The sequence below is a fragment of the Phenylobacterium sp. genome (assembly GCF_965229015.1).
GTDB lineage: Bacteria > Pseudomonadota > Alphaproteobacteria > Caulobacterales > Caulobacteraceae > Phenylobacterium.
Genome location: NZ_CBDDIM010000002.1, coordinates 832,567 through 852,648, shown reverse-complemented (window position 1 = coordinate 852,648; position 20,082 = coordinate 832,567). Strand labels below are relative to the sequence as shown.

General features: G+C 69.6%; 20 protein-coding genes. 16 read left to right on the top strand and 4 right to left on the bottom strand.

Features of this window, described 5'->3' with window-relative positions; genetic code table 11:
- Nucleotides 1-12: 12 nt before the first annotated feature.
- From ACO06I_RS20405 to ACO06I_RS20345, 13 genes are all read left to right on the top strand, one after another.
- The gene (locus ACO06I_RS20405; protein ID WP_421934449.1) at nt 13-2,379 is read left to right on the top strand and encodes a chemotaxis protein CheA; all 2,367 of its coding nucleotides are present in this window, start codon (nt 13-15) and stop codon (nt 2,377-2,379) included.
- Nucleotides 2,380-2,381: 2 nt separating this feature from the next.
- Nucleotides 2,382-2,852, top strand: a complete 471-nt coding sequence (locus tag ACO06I_RS20400) for a chemotaxis protein CheW (RefSeq protein WP_421934448.1) — start codon at nt 2,382-2,384, stop codon at nt 2,850-2,852.
- Complete coding sequence (locus ACO06I_RS20395) at nt 2,849-3,733, top strand: CheR family methyltransferase (protein ID WP_421934447.1); 885 nt, start codon at nt 2,849-2,851, stop codon at nt 3,731-3,733. The genes ACO06I_RS20400 and ACO06I_RS20395 overlap by 4 nt, the downstream gene beginning before the upstream one ends.
- Nucleotides 3,730-4,779 carry a protein-glutamate methylesterase/protein-glutamine glutaminase gene (locus ACO06I_RS20390; RefSeq protein ID WP_421934446.1) on the top strand — a complete coding sequence of 350 codons (1,050 nt, stop codon included), beginning with the start codon at nt 3,730-3,732 and terminating at the stop codon, nt 4,777-4,779. Before ACO06I_RS20395 ends, ACO06I_RS20390 begins: the two co-directional genes overlap by 4 nt.
- Nucleotides 4,779-5,168, top strand: coding sequence for a response regulator (locus tag ACO06I_RS20385; protein ID WP_304698491.1), 390 nt, complete (start codon nt 4,779-4,781; stop codon nt 5,166-5,168). The genes ACO06I_RS20390 and ACO06I_RS20385 overlap by 1 nt, the downstream gene beginning before the upstream one ends.
- A complete protein-coding gene (locus ACO06I_RS20380) occupies nt 5,165-5,722 on the top strand; it encodes a chemotaxis protein CheD (RefSeq protein WP_421934445.1) in 558 nt (185 codons plus the stop codon). The genes ACO06I_RS20385 and ACO06I_RS20380 overlap by 4 nt, the downstream gene beginning before the upstream one ends.
- Nucleotides 5,722-6,099, top strand: a complete 378-nt coding sequence (locus tag ACO06I_RS20375) for a hypothetical protein (protein WP_421934444.1) — start codon at nt 5,722-5,724, stop codon at nt 6,097-6,099. Before ACO06I_RS20380 ends, ACO06I_RS20375 begins: the two co-directional genes overlap by 1 nt.
- 24 nt (nt 6,100-6,123) lie before the next feature.
- The gene (locus tag ACO06I_RS20370; protein ID WP_421934443.1) at nt 6,124-6,720 is read left to right on the top strand and encodes a response regulator; all 597 of its coding nucleotides are present in this window, start codon (nt 6,124-6,126) and stop codon (nt 6,718-6,720) included.
- The gene (locus ACO06I_RS20365; RefSeq protein ID WP_421934442.1) at nt 6,717-7,169 is read left to right on the top strand and encodes a hypothetical protein; all 453 of its coding nucleotides are present in this window, start codon (nt 6,717-6,719) and stop codon (nt 7,167-7,169) included. The genes ACO06I_RS20370 and ACO06I_RS20365 overlap by 4 nt, the downstream gene beginning before the upstream one ends.
- A gap of 148 nt (nt 7,170-7,317) precedes the next feature.
- A complete protein-coding gene (locus tag ACO06I_RS20360) occupies nt 7,318-7,635 on the top strand; it encodes a c-type cytochrome (RefSeq protein ID WP_421934441.1) in 318 nt (105 codons plus the stop codon).
- Between the two features lie 67 nt (nt 7,636-7,702).
- Entirely contained in the window at nt 7,703-7,879 is a 177-nt protein-coding gene (locus ACO06I_RS20355; RefSeq protein WP_421934440.1) for a hypothetical protein, read from the top strand.
- Nucleotides 7,880-7,881: 2 nt separating this feature from the next.
- A complete protein-coding gene (locus ACO06I_RS20350; RefSeq protein WP_421934439.1) occupies nt 7,882-8,607 on the top strand; it encodes a hypothetical protein in 726 nt (241 codons plus the stop codon).
- Between the two features lie 102 nt (nt 8,608-8,709).
- The gene (locus tag ACO06I_RS20345; RefSeq protein WP_421934438.1) at nt 8,710-9,198 is read left to right on the top strand and encodes a CopG family ribbon-helix-helix protein; all 489 of its coding nucleotides are present in this window, start codon (nt 8,710-8,712) and stop codon (nt 9,196-9,198) included.
- Between the two features lie 406 nt (nt 9,199-9,604).
- Here ACO06I_RS20345 and ACO06I_RS20340 read toward each other — a convergent pair whose 3' ends face one another.
- A complete protein-coding gene (locus ACO06I_RS20340) occupies nt 9,605-10,600 on the bottom strand; it encodes an isopenicillin N synthase family dioxygenase (protein WP_421934437.1) in 996 nt (331 codons plus the stop codon).
- A 253-nt stretch (nt 10,601-10,853) separates the two neighbouring features.
- Here ACO06I_RS20340 and ACO06I_RS20335 point away from each other — a divergent pair, with 253 nt between their 5' ends.
- The 3 genes from ACO06I_RS20335 to ACO06I_RS20325 are packed head-to-tail and all read left to right on the top strand — an operon-like array spanning nt 10,854 to nt 13,598.
- Complete coding sequence (locus ACO06I_RS20335; RefSeq protein ID WP_421934436.1) at nt 10,854-11,957, top strand: putative urea ABC transporter substrate-binding protein; 1,104 nt, start codon at nt 10,854-10,856, stop codon at nt 11,955-11,957.
- A 40-nt stretch (nt 11,958-11,997) separates the two neighbouring features.
- Entirely contained in the window at nt 11,998-12,822 is an 825-nt protein-coding gene (locus ACO06I_RS20330; protein WP_421934435.1) for an ABC transporter permease, read from the top strand.
- Nucleotides 12,819-13,598, top strand: a complete 780-nt coding sequence (locus ACO06I_RS20325; RefSeq protein WP_421934434.1) for an ABC transporter ATP-binding protein — start codon at nt 12,819-12,821, stop codon at nt 13,596-13,598. Before ACO06I_RS20330 ends, ACO06I_RS20325 begins: the two co-directional genes overlap by 4 nt.
- On the opposite strand, the gene ACO06I_RS20320 is transcribed toward ACO06I_RS20325, so the two are convergent.
- From ACO06I_RS20320 to uca, 3 genes are all read right to left on the bottom strand, one after another.
- Nucleotides 13,573-14,619, bottom strand: a complete 1,047-nt coding sequence (locus ACO06I_RS20320; RefSeq protein WP_421934433.1) for a hypothetical protein — start codon at nt 14,617-14,619, stop codon at nt 13,573-13,575. The genes ACO06I_RS20325 and ACO06I_RS20320 overlap by 26 nt on opposite strands.
- A gap of 61 nt (nt 14,620-14,680) precedes the next feature.
- Complete coding sequence (atzF, locus tag ACO06I_RS20315) at nt 14,681-16,459, bottom strand: allophanate hydrolase (protein ID WP_421934432.1); 1,779 nt, start codon at nt 16,457-16,459, stop codon at nt 14,681-14,683.
- Between the two features lie 4 nt (nt 16,460-16,463).
- Nucleotides 16,464-20,081 (bottom strand): urea carboxylase, encoded by a 3,618-nt coding sequence (gene uca, locus ACO06I_RS20310; RefSeq protein ID WP_421934431.1) that lies wholly within the window; start codon nt 20,079-20,081, stop codon nt 16,464-16,466.
- Nucleotide 20,082 lies beyond the last annotated feature (1 nt).

Sequence of the window (20,082 nt, the reverse complement as noted above, 5' to 3'; positions counted from 1 at the left end):
CGGAGCGTTCCGTTGGATCCGTTCGAGAGCATCAAACAGACGTTCTTCCAGGAGTGCGATGAACTCCTGACCGACGCCGAACAGGGCCTGTTGGCCATGGAGTCGGGGGACGCGGATTCCGAGACGATCAACGCCGTCTTCCGCGCCGTCCACTCCATCAAGGGCGGCGCCGGGGCCTTCGGCCTCGAACAGCTGATCCGGTTCGCCCACGTCTTCGAGACGGTGATGGACGAGGTCCGCTCCGAGAAGATGGAGCTGACCGACGAGGTCGCCAAGGTCCTGCTGCGGGCCTTCGACGTCCTGGCCGACCATGTTCACGCCGCCCGCGACGGCGGCTCGGTCGAGGAGACGCGCTCGCTCGGCGCGCTCGGCGAACTCAAGGGCCTGATCGGCGCGGAGGACGCCGACGACGACATGGACAACGGCGCCGACGAGGACTTCGGCTTCGTGCCGGTCACCCTCAGCGTCGATGGCGACGGCGCCCCCGGCGGCTTCATCGACCTGGACGCCCAGAATTCGGCCGCCGAGGTCGACGCGCCGGCCATCGAAGACGAGATCAGCCAAGTCTCCTGGATCATCGAGTTCTCGCCCAAGACCGAGATGTACGCCAAGGCCAACGAGTCCGGCCTGGTGCTGCGCGAACTCGCCCGCCTGGGCGAGACCCGGGTCACCCTGCTGGACGAGACCCTGCCGCCCCTGGACCAGCTCGCCGCCGAGCAGGCCTATGTCAGCTGGCGCATCCAGCTGTTCACCGACTCCGACGAAGCCGCCATCCGCGAGGTCTTCGAGTTCGTCGAGGACGACTGCAACCTGACCATCACCCGCGAAGGCGCCGAGGCCGCCGCGCCGCCGGCCGCCGACGACGCCCTGAGCGACGACGACCGCGCCGCCGCGGCGTCGGCCAACGCCGACCTCGACATCGCCGCCCTCCTGGCCCGCGTGGGCGGAGCGGAAGCCGCCGCCCCGGCCGAAGCCGAAGTCGAGCCGATGGCTCAGCCCGCCGCGGAAGCGCCGGCCGAGGCGCCCGCCGAGGACGTCGCCGCCCTGATCGCCCGCGCCCAGAGCGTCGCGACGCCGCCGGCCCCCAAGGCCGAGGCCCGCCCGGCTCCCGCCGCCGCGGCTCCTGCGGCCGCCGCGCCCGCCGCCAACACCGCCGCCGCGCCCGCGGCCGCCCCCACCGCCACCATCCGCGTCGACCTGGATCGGGTCGACCGCCTGATCAACGCCGTCGGCGAGCTGGTCATCCAGCAGGCCATGCTCTCGCAGCGGGTCCTGGAGAGCGGCCTGGCGCGGTCCTCCAACGTCGCCCTCGGTCTTGAGGACCTGGAACTCCTGACCCGGGAGATCCAGGACAGCGTCATGGCCATCCGGGCCCAGCCCGTGAAGTCGGTCTTCCAGCGGATGCCGCGTCTGGCCCGCGAGGTCGCCGACATGACCGGCAAGCGCGTGAAGCTGGTGATGGAAGGCGAAGGCACCGAGGTCGACAAGACCGTGATCGAGCGCCTGACCGACCCGATCACCCACATGCTGCGCAACGCCATCGACCACGGCCTGGAGGATCCCGAGGGCCGGGCCGCCGCCGGCAAGCCGGCCGAGGGCGTGGTGCGTCTGCGCGCCCTGCACCGTGGCGGCCGCATCGTCATCGAACTGCAGGACGACGGCCGCGGCATCAATCGTCCCCGCGTCCGCGGCATCGCCGTCGACAAGGGCCTCATCACCGAGGACCAGGTGCTGTCGGACGAGGAGATCGACAACCTGATCTTCCTGCCAGGCTTCTCCACGGCCGAGACCATCTCCGACATTTCCGGCCGCGGCGTCGGCATGGACGTGGTCCGCCGCTCCATCCAGGGGCTGGGCGGCCGCATCTCCATCTCCTCGGAGCCCGGCAAGGGCTCCAAGTTCACCATGTCCCTGCCCCTGACCCTCGCGGTCCTGGACGGCATGGTGGTCACCGCCGCCGAACAGACCCTGGTGGCCCCGCTCTCGGCCATCGTCGAGAGCCTGACCCCGCGTACCGAGGACGTGCACTATATCGGCGGCAAGGACGCGGTGATCCGTATCCGCGACATCTTCGTGCCCCTGATCGACGTCGGCGTCGCCCTGGGCTTCCGCGAGACCGCCATCGACCCGGCCTCCGGCGTCGCGGTGCTGGTGGAGAGCGAAGGCGGCGGCAAGGCCGCCCTGCTGGTGGAAGCCATCCAGGGCCAGCGCCAGGTCGTCATCAAGAGCCTGGAAGCCAACTACCAGCAGATCGACGGCGTGGCCGCCGCGACCATCCTGGGCGACGGCCGGGTCGCCCTGATCCTCGATGTCGACGCGCTTGTCACCACCCAGCGCCGCAAGCCGGCGCCCCGTAGCGAAAAGCGAATGGCCAGCTGAGCATGACCACCGCCATCAACACCCACGTCGCCGGGCCCTCCCGCGAACTCATCGCCTTCCGGATCGGTGACCAGGAGTTCTGTGTCGACATCATGCAGGTGCGGGAAATCCGCGGCTGGACGACGGCCACGCCCCTGCCCCGCACTCCGGCCTATATGAAGGGCGTCATCAACCTGCGCGGCGCGGTGCTGCCGATCGTTGACCTGGGCGCGCGCCTGGGCCTGGTCACCGCCGAACCCAGCGCTCGCCACGTCATCATGGTGGTGAATCAGGGTCACCGGACCCTGGGCCTGCTGGTGGAAGCCGTCAGCGACATCATCAACGTCACCGAGGACATGGTCCAACCCACGCCGGACGTGGCCTGCGACCAGGTGAAGACCTTCGTGAAGGGCCTGTTCGCCATCGATGGCCGCATGGTCAGCCTGATCTCGCTGGAGCGCGTCCTGCCCGAAATCGAAGCGGAGGCCGCATGAGCAGCTTCCCCGAGTCCCGCGGCAGGAACGGCAGCCTCGTCGAGGGTGAGTTCCTCTTCACCAACGAGGACTTCCAGCAGATCGCCCAGATCCTGCACGCCCACGCCGGCATCGCGCTGGCCGAGGGCAAGGCGGCGCTGGTCTACTCGCGCCTGGCCAAGCGGCTGCGCTCGCTGGGCCTGCGCTCCTTCCGCGAATACTGCGCCCTGGTGGAGGACTCCAACGAGGTGGACGAACGCCAGGCCATGATGGCCGCGCTCACCACCAACGTGACCCGCTATTTCCGCGAGCCGCACCATTTCGACCACCTGCGTGACGTGGTCCTGCCGCCCCTGGTGGACCGGGCCCGCAAGGGCGGAAAGATCCGCCTCTGGTCGGCCGCCTGCTCCAACGGGCAGGAACCCTATTCCATGGCGATCACGGTGCTGGCCGCCCTGCCCGAGGCCGCCAATCTCGACGTGAAGATCCTGGCCACCGACATCGATCCCAACATGGTCGCCGAGGGCCGCGCCGGCATCTATCGCGAGGAAGCCATCGCCCCGGTGCCGGTGGACCTGCGCCGCCGCTGGTTCAAGAAGCCCGCCTCGGGCGGCGGCGACCGCTGGGAGGTGGCCGACGAGCTGCGCGCCCTGGTCGCCTTCCGCGAGCTGAACCTGATCGGCGACTGGCCGATGAAGGGCAAGTTCGACGTCATCTTCTGCCGCAACGTCGTGATCTATTTCGACGAACCCACCCAGGAACGCATCTGGAGCCGCTTCGCCCCCATGCTCAACCCCGGCGGTACGCTGTACATCGGCCACTCGGAACGGGTGACGGGTCCGGCGACCCAGATCTTCGAGACCACGGGTCTCACCACCTATTCCCTGAGGAGCGGCCGATGACGGTTGGAGTCCTCATCGTCGACGATTCGGCGACCATGCGCGGCCTGATCGCCGCGGCCCTGAAGCGTGATCCGGACATCGAGGTCCTGGGCTTCGCCAACGATCCGCTGGAAGCCCGCGAGCAGATCAAGAAGCTCAATCCCGACGTCGTCACCCTCGACGTCGAGATGCCGCACATGAACGGCATCGAGTTCCTCGAGAAGATCATGCGGCTGCGGCCCACCCCGGTGGTCATGGTCTCGACCCTGACCCAGAAGGGCGCCGAGATCACCATCGAGGCCCTGGAGCTGGGAGCGGTGGACTGCGTCGGCAAGCCGGTGCCCGGCGGCGGCGTGACCCCGCACGAGGCCTTCGCCGACCTGCCGGAAAAGGTGAAGGCCGCCGCCCGCGCCCGCGTGCGCCCCTATAGCGGTCCCGTCGCTCCGGTGGAGCGCGACAAGAACTACGCCGCCGCCGGCGACCTGATCCTGGCGATCGGCTCTTCCACCGGCGGGGTCGAGGCCCTGATGACCATCCTGGCCAACTTCCCCGACACCTGCCCGCCGACGGTCATCACCCAGCACATGCCGGCGACCTTCACCAAGAGCTTCGCCGACCGCCTGAACCGGATTTCCGGGGCGACGGTCGCCGAGGCCAGCGACGGGGCGCGGCTGCTGCCGGGCCACGTCTATGTCGCCCCCGGCGGCGCGGCGCACCTGGAGGTGGTCTCCTCCAGCCACCCGGTCTGCCGCCTGCGGGAGTCCGAGCCCGTCAACGGCCATCGTCCCTCGGTCGATGTGCTGTTTGAGTCCGTGGCGAAGCTGAACCGTCCGTCCGTGGGCGTGATCCTGACCGGCATGGGCCGCGACGGCGCCGAAGGCCTCGCCGCGATGCGCCGCGCCGGGGCCCGCACGCTCGGTCAGGACGAGTCCAGCTGCGTCGTCTACGGCATGCCCAAGGCCGCCTTCGAGATCGGGGCGGTGGAAAAGCAGGTCGGCCTGTCACGGATGGGCCCGGCCATTCTCAACACCTGCTCGGCGACCGCCGAGTCACAAAGGAACGTGTGATGCCTGCCGCGTCCGCCCTGAAAACCCTGATCGTCGACGATCAACAGACGATGCGCTCGCTCATCCGCACGAGCCTGCACGCCCTGGGTATCACCCAGACCCGCGAGGCGCCCGACGGCGAGGAAGCCCTGCGGGCCATGCTGAGCACGCCGGTGAACCTGGTGATCACCGATTTCAACATGCCCAAGCTGGACGGCCTGGGCCTGTTGCGCGCCATCCGCGCCCACGGTCCGACCTCGAAAGTGGCGGTGATCATGCTGACCGGCCGCGCCGACCGCGAGCTGGTTCAGCGGGCGGTTCAATTCGGCGTCAACAATTATCTGGTCAAACCGTTCACGACACAGACCCTAAAAGAAAAAATCGAAGCGGTGTTTGGACCCCTTTCATGATCGTTGAGAACGTCTCAAATCGTCCCGGCAAACGGGTCCATGTCGTCCAGGGGGAGCATCACGTCTCCTCCGACCCGGACGTCATGTTGACGACGATTCTCGGCTCCTGCGTCGCGGTGTGCCTGCGGGACACCGAGACCGGCATCGGCGGCATGAATCACTTCCTCCTGCCCGAGGGCAAGGTCGAGGGCCTGGATGAGGGCCGCCGCTACGGGGCCTACGCCATGGAGCTTCTGATCAACGAGCTTCTGCGCAACGGCGCCCGACGCGAACGCATGGAGGCCAAGCTGTTCGGCGGCGCCCGCATGTTCGACGGCCTGTCCGATGTGGGCGCCTCCAACGCGGCCTTCGCCGAGAAATTCCTTCGCGACGAAGGCATTCCGGTGGTGGGCGGCAGTCTCGGCGGCGTCGGCGCGCGCCGGGTCCAATACTGGCCGACCACCGGCCGCGCGCAGCAGCGCACCGTCACCGACACCAACGAAGTGGCGCGCCTGAAAGCGCCGCCCAAACCCGTGCCGGTGGTCGAGGACGAAGGGTCTCTGGAGCTGTTCTGATGAGTTCTTCCGCCCAGTCCAAACCCAACCAGACCCCGCAGGTCCTCGCCTCCCTGGCCGACGAGCTGGAACACGCCGGCGCGCTCTGCGACCGCCTGGAGATGCTCGTCACCCAGCTGGTCCGCGCCAGCCGTGGCGAGACCCTGGAGATCGCCCTGCACGAAGCCCAGACCGTCGATGTGCTGACCCAGCACCTGGCGGCCCTGGCCACCTTCACGCGCAAGCTCTCGACCCAGTCCCAGGACGGCGGCGACTACGATCTGTCCGACGCCATCGCCGGGGTCACCCTCGGCGACCTGGCCATGCGCCTGGCCCAGGTGACGCGCGAGGCCGAAGCCTTGTCCGCCGCCGAGTCCGGCGACCTCGACCTCTTCTAGCCCCCAGCGAAACCCCCAAACGCCATGGCCCTAGACCCCAACATCCGGATCAACCTCGATCGCTCGGTCGTGCTGCTCGTGGATGACAATCCGCAGGCGCTCGAGGCGCTGAGCGCGATGGTCCGTGGGTTCGGGGTCCGCAAGCAGTTCAAGTGCGGCTCGGGCGCCGAGGCCATGCACTATGTGAAGAATCAGGAACTTGACCTGATCATCACCGACGCCCAGATGCCCGACATGGACGGCTACGACTTCGTCCGCTGGCTGCGCCGCGACGCACCGCCGGAGCTGATCTTCACCCCCGTCATCATGCTCACCGGCCACGCCCCGCGCAGCATGGTGGAGAAGAGCCGCGACTCCGGCGCCAACTTCATCCTCACCCGGCCCTTCACCCCCGAGATCCTGCTGCAGCGGATCTTCTGGGTGGCCCGGGACGAACGCCAGATGGTCAAGAGCGCCAACTATGTGGGCCCTGACCGTCGATTCAAGAATCTCGGCCCGCCCCTCGGGGTGAAGGGCCGTCGTAAGGACGATCTGTCCACCCACGTCGGCGCCGCCGTCGATCCCAACATGGATCAAAACGAGGTCGACATGCTTATGAAGCCTGCACGGGTGCAAATTTGAGCAAGACCGAGTTCATCAAGGTCCAACACCGCCTGTCCCAACAGGTGGCCAAGCCCGGCGGCATGACCGCCGACATCGCCACCCAGCGGGCGCGGCGCGAGCTCGCCGCCCAGGCAGGCGACGCCAAGAAATCCCTCGGCGTCACCATCGGGCGCCTGGAGACCATGTGCGCCGAGAAGACCGCCTCGCCCGACGACATCTATGTCGAGAGCGCCGTGGTGCTCGACATCGCCGGCATGTTCGACATGCGCACCCTGTGCGACGCCTCCTACAGCCTGTGCGAGCTGACCGACCGCCTGCGCACCAAGGACCGTCAGGACTGGACCTCCATCGGCGTGCACGTCAACGCCCTGCGCCTGATCTGGAGCAAGGACGACAAGGACGCCGAGCAGCTGAAGTCCGTGGTCGATGGCCTGTGGGCCATCACCGACCGCCTCGACGCCAGCTAGGCCGAGCGCCGCACGCCACCTCAAGGCCGCCCTCCCCGCGACGCCCAGGCGCGGCATCACAACAAACTCACTAGTTCGCATATTATCGGCCGTGCTATGGGATGGACGAGGGACGTTCGTGAGCGGGTGCGGAATGCATAGGTTTGTGATGAGCGGCCTCCTGGCCGCCGTGGCCATCTCGGCGGGGGGCGCGGCCCGGGCCCAGGGCGCCCTGAAGCCGGGCGCGGGCCAGGCCACGGTGCAACGGCTCTGCGCCACCTGCCACACCCTCGACAACGTCACCCGCCGCCCCCACACCGCCGACGAATGGGACGCCATCCTCGGCCGGATGATCGACAAGGGCCTGATCGCCACCGACGGCCAGCTCGACGACGTGGCCGCCTATCTCACCAAGAACTATGGCCCTGGCGCGCCCAGGGCGGTGGCCGCCGCCCCGGCGGGCGCCCCGGCGAAGAAGACCCGCTGATCCCGCCCGGGGGCTTGTCCGACACCTCCGGCTGAGGCTGACTGCTGAGACCTTCACCGGAGGGCCGATGCGACGCCTCGTCTTCGTTCTCGCCGTGCTGCTCTGCGGCGCGCCCCTGGCGGCGGCGGCCGCGCCGATCCCCATCAAGGTGGTGGTCCTGACCACCTTCGAGGCCGGCGCCGACACCGGCGACTGGCCGGGCGAGTTCCAGTTCTGGGCCGAGCGCCTGCCCCTGGAGGCCTGACCATGACCGCCTTCGTCCCCCCCGCGCTCACCGGCCTGTGGCGCCGCGAGGTGATCACCACCCCGAAGGGCTATCGCGACGAGACCACCCGCGTGCTGTGGCTGCAGACCCGCTCCTGGTACGCCGACATCCGGGTCAAGGCCGACCGTCCGGCGCGGCCCGGGGCGACGGGGTTCGCCGACTACAGCGACGCCGAGCTGATCCAGCTTGCAGCCGTAGAAGGCTTCGCCGGCGAGCTGACCGCGACGGGAGACATCTGCCTTTGGCGGCGCGACCTCGACTACCAGCCCCCCAGCGGCTCACCCGACGAGGCCACCTTCGCGGTGAGCGGCGATGTGATGATCGAGGACGGCATCCATTCGGACTACCAGGAGATCTGGCGGCGCGAGCCGGGTAGCGCCTCGCCCCTGGTCGCCTATCGGAGAACGGGCGGCGCTGGCCTGCTGGTGATCGCCGGCGGCTATTTCACCGAGATTCTCGACCGCGCGACGCCCCTGCCGAAGGGCGAATCCCTGGCCGCCATCGTCAGCGAGGCCCTGGGGGCGGGGCGGCGCGAGGCGGCCCTCGCCGCGCTGTCCCTGCGCATCTGCCACGGCAGGGTGGCAGGCGCCGGGCGCCGGGTGACCCTGTCCACCTATCCCTGGCTCGAGGGCCAGGACATCGGCGGGGTCGATCCCGCGGAATGGACCCTGATCGATTGCGACGTCCCGGCGCCTGCTCCCTCCTGAGGCGGCCGGCCGAGAGTCCGTGAAATCGGCTCTGCCGCGTTGCTCGCCGCGCACCGCCCGTGCGACCGTCGGCCGCGTCGCCTGTCATGTCTGGATTACGCCTTGGACTCCGATCTCCTTCCCCAGCTCGCCCGCATCGGCATCAGCCTGCCCAGCAAGCTGCTGGCGCAGCTGGACGCCCTGGTGTCGCGCCGGGGCCTGCCCAGCCGGTCGCAGATGATCGCCGAGCTGATCCGCCATGAGCTGGCCGATCCGGACGGCGGCCTGGCCGACGGGGCCCTGGCCGGGACCATCACCCTGATCTACCGCGCCGAGAGCGGCCGGGTGCGCCATGCCCTGGCCCGCGTGCAGAGCGAATACCTGCCGGAGGTGATCTCCTCCCAGCACGTCTTCCTGGAGGAGGACCGCTCCCTGGAGGTGCTGTTGGTCCAGGGCTCGGCCGAACGGCTGCACCAGCTCTGCGACCGGCTGCGGCGGGTGCGCGCCGTGCAGCAGCTCAAGCTGGTGACCACCCGCTCCCTGCTGCCGCCCCTGCACGCGCACGGAACGGCCGAGCCGGCGACCGCCCGGCGGCGGGCCGACGCGCGCTAGCCCAGCCGGTCGGCTCGCAAGGTCATGGCCTGGAACAGGGCCGAGCGCAGCAGGACGATCCAGGGGACGGCGGCCAACGGCTGAGCGGCTTTCGGGGCGGTGTTTCGAGGGGTCATGGGAACCTCCGGGCGAGGTTCGAGGGTAGGCCGGGGCGGCGGGGCCGATATGGCGAGGCGGCCGGGACTCGATGAACTCAAGACGTCTGCCTAAGTCCTGGGCAGGATATCGCCTCGAAAGCACGGATGCGGGGCAGCGGCGCCCAGTTCCTCCCCCAGGCCGCAGGCCGGTTCGGGGGAGGTGGATCGTGGCCAAAGGCCTCGAGACGGAGGGGGCTTGGGCGCCGAGGCTCCCACGGACCCAACCCCCTCCACCGCTTCGCGGTCCCCCTCCCCCGGACGGGGAGGAACTAGATCGTCTTCGCCTCTTGCCCGAAGACCGGCGCCTGGGAAACGCCCTCGCGGCGGTGCTTGAGATACCCGAAGGTGGCGATGGTCTGGGCCAGCAGGTGGTCGCCGGAGACCAGGCGCGGATATCGGGCCGGGCGCTCCGGCGTGACGAAGGCCGGGTGCGGCTCGACGACGGTCCAGTAGTCGCAGGTGGCGAAGAAGGGGAAGCTGTAGCGCTCCTCGCCGACCTTGCGGACCCGGTGGGAGGTGGCGACGAATTCGCCGTTGGTCCACGCCTCCAGCATGTCGCCGATATTGACCACGAAGGCGCCGGGAATCGGCGGGCAGTCGATCCACTGGCCCTGCCCGTTCATGACCTCGAGGCCCGGCGCGGCGCCGTGCAGCAGGGTGAAGAACTCGTAGTCGGTGTGGGCGCCGATCCCCTGCTGGTCGGGCTCGGCGTCGGGATCGAAGGGATAGTGGATCACCCGAAGTTGGCTGGGCGGGCAGGTAAGGTAGGGCTCGAAGGCGTCCTGGGGCAGGCCCAAGGCCAGGGCGAAGCCGCCGAACAGCCGCCGGGCCAGGCTTGCGATCGCGGCGTAGTAGGCAGCGGCCGCGGCCTTGAACCGGGGATCTTCGGGCCACAGGTTCGGGCCCATCATCGGCGCGCGGTCGTCTCCGGCCGGCCAGTCGAGGCCAATGTCGTAGGCCTCCTTCCTGTCGATCTTGCCGCCGGGAAACACCTCCTCCCCCTCCGGGACATAGCCGGAGTGGTTGGTGGAGCGGCCGATATAGGAGGCCATCTTGGCATCCATGGGTTGGGCGAAGTAGTGCTGCGCGGCGGCCAGGAGATCGGCGATCAAGGCGGGGCCAAAGCCGTGACCCGTCACATACAGGAAGCCCGTCTCTCGAGCCGCGCGGCCGAGGGCGTCCGCCACCGCCTGGCGGTCGGCCGGATCGGCTGCGCCGAGACCGGCGATATCCACCACCGGCACCGTCTGGAAATTGCGTGTCACGAGCGGGCTCCCCACTGTCGCGCGTATTACCAATCGACCGGTTCGTATTCACGCCCCCCGCGCGTGCCGAGGGCGGCCGGACCGGCGCGATTGACGCCTGAGCGCACAACTGGGCGGCGCCCTGCGTAGTTTTCCGGCGCCTTTGCGCCTCTCGCCGTCCGCCGGACCGGAGCCGTGGATTATTACGATCTGCCCACTCAGTAATATCGCTCGAAAGACGGGCGAGGGCCGGTCTGCGGAACAGGGGATCGATATGACCAAGTGGCTTACCGGAGTGAAAGTCGCCGCCACGGCGGCCCTTGTCGGCCTGGCGCTCGCCGCCTGCAGCCCGAAGACGGAAACCAAGACCGAGGCCGCCGCAGCCCCGGCCGGCAAGGAATACACCGTCGGCTGGACCATCTATGCCGGCTGGATGCCCTGGCCCTATGCCGAGCAGGCCGGGATCGTGAAGAAGTGGTCCGACAAGTACGGCGTCAAGATCAAGCTGGTCCAGATCAACGACTATGTGGAGAGCCTGAACCAGTTCACCGCCGGCAAACTGGACGCGGTGACCTCCACCAACATGGACGCGCTCACCATCCCGGCCGCCGCCGGGAAGGACACCACCTTCATCATGATCGGCGACTATTCCAACGGCAATGACGGGATCATCCTGAAGGGCGGCGCGACGCTGGCCGACATCAAGGGCCGTCCGGTCAACCTCGTCGAGAACTCCGTCTCCCACTACCTGCTGGCCCGAGGGCTGGAGAGCGCCGGCCTGAAGATGACCGACGTCAAGGTGGTCAACACCTCCGACGCCGATATCGTGGCGGCCTTCTCGGCCCCGGAGACCAAGGCCGTGGTGCCGTGGAATCCGCAGCTTTCGGAGATCAAGAAGCTGCCGGGCGCCAAGGAGGTGTTCGATAGCTCCAAGATCCCCGGCGAGATCCTGGACGGCATGATCATCTCCACCGAGGCGGCCAAGGCCAATCCGAACCTGGCCAAGGCCTTGGCCGGCATCTGGTACGAGACCACCATGCTGATGAACCAGCAGGACGCCGCCGGTAAGGCCGCCCGCGAGGCGATGGCCAAGATTTCCGGCACCGATCTCGCCGGCTACGAGGGCCAGCTGAAGACCACCTACCTCTATTACGATCCCAAGGCGGCGCTCGCGGCCACCACCAGCCCCGACCTGGTCACCGCCAACGACAAGGTGCGCAAGTTCAGCTTCGAGAACGGCCTGTTCGGCCAGGGCGCCAAGTCGGTGGACGACATCGGCATCGAGTTCCCGGGCGGCAAGATCCTGGGCGACCCGAAGAACGTGAAGCTGCGCTACGACCCGACCTGGGTGCAGGCCGCCGCCGACGGCAAGCTCTAGGCCCCGCTCAGTAACCGCTTATCCAAGGAGGCGATTTCCGATGCGCCGTCTGCTGAACGCGCGGCCGCGTGTCGGGGGTCGCCTCCTCCTGGGCCTGCTGCCGATCCTGGCCCTGGTCCTGCTCTACCTGGTGGTGGCCGCCGCGCGGCACACCGAGAACCCCCGCGACAAGATCACCCCGATCCCGGCCGCCATGGCGGCGGGCATCCACACCATGGCCTTCGAGCCCGACCCCCGCACCGGCGAGGTCCCCCTGCTGTCGGACACCCGCGCCAGCCTGAGGCGGCTGGGGATCGCCGTCGGGCTGGCGGCCGCGACCACCCTGATCCTTGGCCTGACGATCGGCCTGCTGCCCTATGTCCGCGCCAGCCTCGGGCCGTTGGTGGCCACCATCTCGGTGATCCCGCCCATCGCGATCCTGCCCATCCTTTTCATCGTGTTCGGGCTGGGAGAGACCTCCAAGATCGTGCTGATCTTCGTGGGCATCACCCCGGTCATGGTAAGGGACCTTGCCGGCCATGTGGCGGCCATTCCCGAGGAGCAGATCGTCAAGGCCCAGACACTCGGCGCCTCGACCTGGCTGACCCTGCTCAGGGTCGCGCTGCCCCAGGCCCTGCCGCGCCTGATCGACTCCCTGAGGCTCTCCCTCTGCCCGGCCTGGGTCTATCTGATCTCGGCCGAGGCCATCGCCTCGGACGTCGGCCTCGGCTACCGGATCTTCCTGGTCCGCCGGTATCTGGCCATGGACATCATCCTGCCCTACGTCGTCTGGATCTCGCTGCTGGCGGTGATCATGGACCTCGCCCTGCAGGCCTGGAGCCGCACCAGCTTCGCCTGGGCCCACCCGCCGCGGAACGTGCGATGAGCGTGCTGTCCTTCCGCAATGTCTGGGTCGAGTACGGGTCCAAGATCGTCCTTGAGAAGGTGAGCCTCGACGTCGCCGAGGGCGCCTTCGTCTCCATCATCGGGCCGTCGGGGGCGGGCAAGTCCACCTTCCTGCGCCTGGCGCTGGGCCAGGAGGCGCCGAGCCGGGGCGAGATCCTGCTGGACGGCGAGCCGCTGTCGCCGGAGCCCGGTCCCGACCGGGGCGTGGTGTTCCAGCGCTACTCGGTCTTCCCGCACATGAACGCGCTCGACAACGTCACCTTCGGCCTGGACTGCGCGGGCTCGCCCCTGCGCGGCCGGCTGTCGGGCAAGGCGCGCAAGGCGGCGCGGGAGACCGCCAAGGCCCTGCTGGCCCGGGTGGGGCTGGAGCACAATTTCAAGACCTATCCGCGCGCCCTGTCCGGCGGCATGCAGCAGCGCCTGGCGCTCGCCCAGGCCCTGGTGACCCGGCCGCGCATCCTGCTCTTGGACGAGCCCTTCGGGGCGCTGGACCCGGGCGTGCGGCTGGACATGCACGGCCTGATCACCGAGCTCTGGGCCGAGCACAGGCTCACCATCCTGATGGTCACCCACGACATCAAGGAGGCCTTCAAGTTGGGCACCCGGGTGGTGGCCTTCGACAAGCGCCGCCACGATCCCCAGGCCCCGCACCGCTACGGCTCGACGGCGGTCTACGACTTCCCCCTGGACGACAAGATGAGCCGGGCGGTGCCGCCGGTGCTGGCGGGGCTCAGCGGACCTTCAGGGCCAGGATGACCAGCAGGGCCGAGAGGCCCAGGTGCACCAACATGAAGCGCACCAGCACCTGGGTGTTGGACCAGCCCAGCTCCTTGCGGCAGTGGTCGTGCAGGGGGAAGCGGATCCCGGCCAGGATCTTCAGGCCGAAAAACCGCAGCAGGGCCACCTTCACCAGGCCGGTGGCGCCGTTCATCAGGATCACCGAGCCCACCAGCAGCAGGAACAGCGGGTTGTTGGTGGCCACCACCAGCATGCCGATCAGCAGGCCCAGCGGCCGGGAGCCCGCGTCCCCCATCAGCACCAGGCTGGGGGCGGCGTTGTACCAGAGGTAGCCGGCCACGCAGCCCACCATCAGGAAGGCCATGATCGCCCAGTTGGCGCCCTCGCGGGTGAAGGGGACGTTGAGGTGTCCAGCCACCACCTCGTTGCCGAGCACGGCGTAGAGCAGGCCGCCCAGCAGCAGGATGGCGGTGCCGGTCAGGCTGCCGGAGACCCCGTCCACCCCGTCGGAGCAGTTGGTGGCGTTGATGGAGAGCCAGATGAGGCCGCTGGCCAGGGGAATGGAGAGCCAGGGACCGAGGGTCAGGGTCCCCTTCCAGATCGGCAGCCAGATGGTGGTGGGCGTAAAGCCGCAGATCACCATGGCCGCGCCCACCGCGATGGCGGCGTCCATCAGGGCCAGTTGGTATTCGGAGAACCCGCCGCGCCGGTCGTCGAAATAGCCCACCAGCATGGCCGCCACCATCAGCGGCAAGGTCAGCAGGCAGCGCGCGCCGAAGGGCACGAAGATCAGGCTGGCGATGCAGAAGATGCTGACGAAGATCAGCCCCGCGCTGATCGGCTTGCCGACGCTCATCTCGGCGTTGACCGCGAAGGCGCGCCCCCGGTCGGTGGGCAGGCGCGACCACAGCTTCGGCAGCAGGATCCAGGTGCTCAGCGCGCACAGCGCAAAGCCGATGCCCGCCAGGAAGAAGAAGGACTCGAAAAGCCGCAGGGGTCCCCAGGCGTAGCCCAGGGTCGAATGGATCCAGCTCAGCATGGAGGCCTTGTTGTCGAGAGGAAGCGTCAGCTCCCTTCTAGCAATCGTCCGCCCCCGTCCGCTAGGCCGGCAGCTTGGCGATATAGGCCCGCCAGCCGCCGAGCGCGGTGATGTCCTCGGCGCCGACCATGGCGCGGGGTTCGGCGACGAAGCCCTTCACCGAGCCGCCGTCCTCCAGGGTGACCGTGCCGATGGCGAGCGGCGCGGGCACCTCCACCACGAAGCTGCCGAAGGCCTCGACCCCCATTTCGTAGACCTCCACCTCGATGGCGCCCCCGCCCTCGCCGACATGGATCAGGGCCGGCTTGAAGGGGGTGGTGTTGGTCATGGCGAACAGCTTGTAGGCCGGCGCGGTCTTGGTTCGGCTCACCAGGCGCGCGTCGCGCGAGGTGAGCTGCCAGTGCAGGGGCATGCCGGCCAGGTGGGCGCCGACCACGGCGAGCTTCACCGTCTGGGGCTTGCCGGCGGTGTCGAGGGCGGGCGCGGCGGGCATGGGGGATATCTCCTCGTAGCGGCGAGCCAGGTCGAGCAGGACGTGATCCGCCCAGGCCTGGCCGATCAGGGTGACGCCAAAGCCGGTGTCGTTCTCTCGGAACCCGGCCGGCACCGCGATGGCGCTCATGTCCAGCAGGTTGACGAAGTTGGTGTAGAGCCCCAGCGCCCCGTTCAGGGCGAAGGGCTCGGCCGTCACCTCGCGGAGGCGGTAGATGGTCGGCGTGGTGGGCAGCAGCAGGACGTCGACCTGGGGCCAGATCGCCTCGGCGGCCCGGGCATGGTCGGCGAGCGCATAGAGGCCGCGGAAGGTCTCGACCCCGGTCACCCCGAAGCCGCCCTGCAGGATGGCGCGGACCGTGGGGTTCACCGCCGCCGGGGTCTGCCGCAGCAGGGGCTCGATGGCGGCGGTGCGCTCGGCGACCCAGGGGCCGCTATAGAGCAGCTTGGCGGCCTCCAGCAGGGGCTCGATGTCGATCTCGACCGGGACGCCGCCCGTGGCGGTGAGACGCTCGACCGCCTTGGCGTAGAAGGCCTGGGCCTGGTCGTCGCCCATGAAGATCAACTGGTCGGTCTTGGGCACGCCGAAACGGAAGCTCTGCCCCAGGAGGGGGGCCGGCGACGGCGGGAGCCGCGAATAGGCGTCGGTGGGATCGAAGGCGGCGACGACGCTGTCCACCAGGGCGGCGTCGGCGACGTCGTTGGCCAGCACCGTGACGCAGTCCAGGGAGCGGCAGGCCGGGACGACGCCGGAGCTGCTCCAGCGGCCCTTGGTGGGCTTGAAGCCGATCAGGCCGTTGAAGGCCGCCGGCACCCGGCCCGAGCCCGCCGTGTCGGTGCCGAGCGCGAAGGCCACCAGGCCCGCGGCCACGGCCACCGCCGAGCCGGAGCTGGAGCCGCCGCTGACATAGGCGCGGTTGTAGACGCAGCCCGGCGCGCCATAGGGGCTGCGGGCGCCCACCAGGCCGGTGGCGAACTGATCGAGATTGGTCTTGCCCATGCAGATCGCGCCGGCCGCCAGCAGGCGGGCGACGACGGTGGCGGTCTCGTCAGGCTCGTAGGCGTAGGCCGGACAGGCCGCCGTGGTGGCCAGGCCCGCCACGTCGATATTGTCCTTCACCGCGAAGGGGACGCCGGCGAGCGGAAGCTGTTCCCCCGCCGCGATCCGGGCGTCGACGGCGCGGGCCTGGGCCAGCACCGTCTGTGGGTCGGGCCGCATAATCCAGGCGTGGGCCTGGACCTCGTCATAGGCGACGATGGCGTCCAGGGCCTCGGCGATGACGCTCTCGGCGGAGCGCTGGCCGCTGGAGACCTGGGCGGCGATGGCGGCGACGTAGGGACGGGTCATGGGGTCAGGCCGGTTCGAGGGCGATCATGGGGGCGCCCGGCGCGATGGGCTGGCGCTCCTGGGCGTAGACCTGGCGCACCACCCCGGCGCTGGGGCTGGCCACATCGCATTCGGTCTTCATGGCCTCGATCACCGCGATGATCGCGCCCTTCTCGACGTGGTCGCCCACCTCGACGAGCATCTTCCAGACGCTACCGCCGAGGGGCGCCTCGACGAATTCCGAGCCGCCGGGCGCCTCGAAGGCGGCCGCGGGGGCGTCATCGATCGCTTCACTCGACAAGGCCTCGACCCGGGCGAACTCGCCCCTCAGCTCCCAGTCGTGCCGCTCGGCCTCGAAAGCGGCCTGGCGGGTCGCCTGGAAGGCCGCGATGCTCTCGGCCTCGTCGGCCATCATCCTGCGGTAGTCGGAGAGCCTGAAGGTCTCCTCCTCGATGCGGATCTCGCGGCGGCCCAGGGGGAAGTCACGGCGCCATTCGGTGAGCTCCTCGTGGGTCACGGGGAAGAAGCGGATCTGATCGAAGAAGCGCAGCAGCCAGGGCTTGCCCTCGGTGAAGGCCTGGGTCTGCCGGTAGGTGTTCCAGACCTGGATGGTGCGGCCGAACAGCTGGTAGCCCCCCGGCCCCTCCATGCCGTAGATGCACATATAGGCCCCGCCGATGCCGACGACGTTGGGCGGGGTCCAGGTGCGGGCGGGGTTGTACTTGGTGGTCACCAGGCGGTGGCGCGGGTCCACCGGTGTGGCGACGGGCGCCCCCAGATAGACGTCGCCCAGGCCCATCACCAGGTAGCGGGCGTCGAAGACGATGCGGTGGACGTCGTCCTCAGACTCCAGGCCGTTGATGCGGCGGATGAACTCGATGTTGTCGGGGCACCAGGGGGCGTCGTCGCGCACCGAGGCCATGTACTTGTCGATGGTCTGGTAGATCGCCGGGTCCTTCCAGGACAACGGCAGGTGCACCACCCGGCTGGGAATCTCGAAGTCGTCGAGACCGCCCAGGCGCTCCTCCATCTCCATCAGGGTCGACAGCAGCCGGGCCTGGGGCAGGACGCGGCTGTCATAGTGGACCTGCAGGGAGCGGATGCCCGGGGTGATGTCGATGACGCCCGGTAGGGCCTGGGCCTGAAGCTCCAGCATCAGGGCGTGGATGCGCAGGCGCAGCTCCAGGTCGAGCACGATGGGGCCGTACTCCACCAGCAGATGGCGGTCCCCCTGACGGCGGTAGACCACGCGGGGCCGGTGATCGATGGCCTCGATCGTCCCCAAGATCGGATCGGTGAGGTCCGCCAGGTCGTGGACCGGCGCTGCGACGGGGGGCGGGGCGGGCTCGAGCCGCGCCACCAGGCGGTCCTGGTCGATCTCGGCGGCGGTCGCCGCGGCGTCGTCCACCAGATCGAACATGACGGTGTCGCCGGGCGCCAGTTGGCCCACCTTCCAGAGGTCGGCCTGGATCACCACGAAGGGGCAGACGAAGCCCCCCAGGGAGGGGCCGTCCGGCCCCAGGATGATGGGCATGTCGCCGGTGAAGTCGACGGCGCCGATGGCGTAGGCGTTGTCGTGGATGTTGGAGGGGTGCAGCCCCGCCTCACCGCCGTCGCGCCGCGCCCAGTGGGGCTTGGGCCCGATCAGGCGCACGCCGGTGCGGTTGGAGTTGTAGTGCACCTTCCATTCGGCGGTGCGCACCATGGCGATGTCGCCCGGCGTGAAGAAGTCCGGGGCGCCGTGGGGCCCGGCCAGGACCCGCAGCACCCAGACCTTGGAGAGCTCCGGCCGCAGGGCGGGCGCCAGGGGGGCTGCGACCTCGCCGGCGGCGGCCTGGCCGATGTGCAGGATGTCGCCGGCCGCAAGGGTGCGGCCCGCATGGCCGCCGAAGCCGCCGAGGGTGAAGCTGGAGCGGCTGCCCAGATAGGCCGGGATATCGAGCCCGCCGCGTACCAGCAGATAGGCGCGCAGGCCCGCCCCCTTGACCCGGGCGATCTTCAGGGTCCGGCCCGTGGCGATGGCGATGGGGGCGTAGGTGGCCACCGGCTCGCCGTCGAGGCTGGCCTCCAGCTCGGCGCCGGTGAGGCAGACCACCGCGTCGTGGTTGAAGATCAGGCTGGGGCCGAGCGCGGTGATCTCCAGCCCCGCCGCGCCCTCGGGATTGCCCAGCAGCCGGTTGCCCAGCCGGAACGCGAGCGCGTCCATGGGCCCGGAGGGGGGCACACCCACGTCCCAGTAGCCGATGCGGCCGGGATAGTCCTGGACGGTGGTGGCCGGCCCACCGCTCAGCACCCGGATGGTGCAGGGTGCGAAGGTGATCTCGGCCAGGGCGCGGGTGGAGACCTGGCCGCTGACGAAGGCTTCGCTGCGCGCCACCTGGCGCAGCCATTCGAGGTTGGTCTCCAGGCCGTAGAGGGCGGTGCGGTCGAGGGCCTCCTGCAGGGCGCGGACGGCGGCGGCGCGGTCGGGGGCGGTGACGATCAGCTTGGCCAGCAGGGGATCGTAGTGGGCGCTGACCTCCGAGCCGTCGGTGACCCAGGTATCGACTCGCACGCCCTCGGGGAAGCTCGCCTGGGTGAGCACGCCCGAGGAGGGCCGGTAGTCCTGGCCGGGGTCCTCGGCATAGAGCCGGGCCTGGATCGAGGCGCCCTGGGCGGTCCCGTCGAAGCCGCCCAGGAAACCGTAGTCCCCCGCCGCCCCGCGGATCATCCATTCCACCAGGTCGACGCCTGTGACCTGCTCGGTGACGCCGTGCTCCACCTGCAGGCGGGTGTTCACCTCAAGGAAGAAGAAGTCGTCGCGCCCGGCGTCGTAGAGGAACTCCACGGTGCCGGCCGAGCGGTAGTCGGCGGCCTCGCAGAGCCGCACGGCTGCGGCCATCAGGGCCGCGCGGGTGGCGGCCGGCAGGTGCGGCGCCGGGGTCTCCTCGATGACCTTCTGGTTGCGGCGTTGCAGGGAGCAGTCGCGTTCGCCGAGCGCGACGACTCGGCCGCGCCCATCGCCGAACACCTGGACCTCGATGTGGCGGGCCTTCCGGACATAGCGCTCCAGGAAGACCCCGCCGTCGGAGAAGTTGGAGCCCGCCAGGCGGGCCACGGCGGCGAAGGCCTCGGCCACCGCTTCGGGGGTCTCGCAGACCCGCATGCCGATGCCGCCGCCGCCGGCGGTGGCCTTGAGGATCACCGGGAAGCCGATCCGCTCCGCCGCCTCGCCGGCGGCCTGGGCGTCGGTCAGCAGGTCGGTGCCGGGGGCCAAGGGCACGCCCTGGGCCTGGGCCAGGTCGCGGGCGGTGTGCTTCAGCCCGAAGGCCAGGATGTTGGCGGGCGTCGGGCCGATGAACGCGATGCCAGCGGCCTCGCAGCGCTCGGCGAAGACGGTGTTTTCCGACAGGAAGCCGTAACCCGGATGGATCGCCTGGGCGCCGGTGGCCTGGGCCGCGGCCAGGATGGCGTCGATGTCGAGATAGGACTGGGCGGCGGGCGCGGGGCCGATGCGCACCGCCTCGTCGGCCTGGGACACGTGCAGGCTGCCGGCGTCGGCGTCGGAGAACACCGCGACGGAGCCGACCCCCATGGTCTTCAGGGTACGGATGATCCGGCAGGCGATGGCGCCCCGGTTGGCGATCAGGACCTTGGTGAACAAC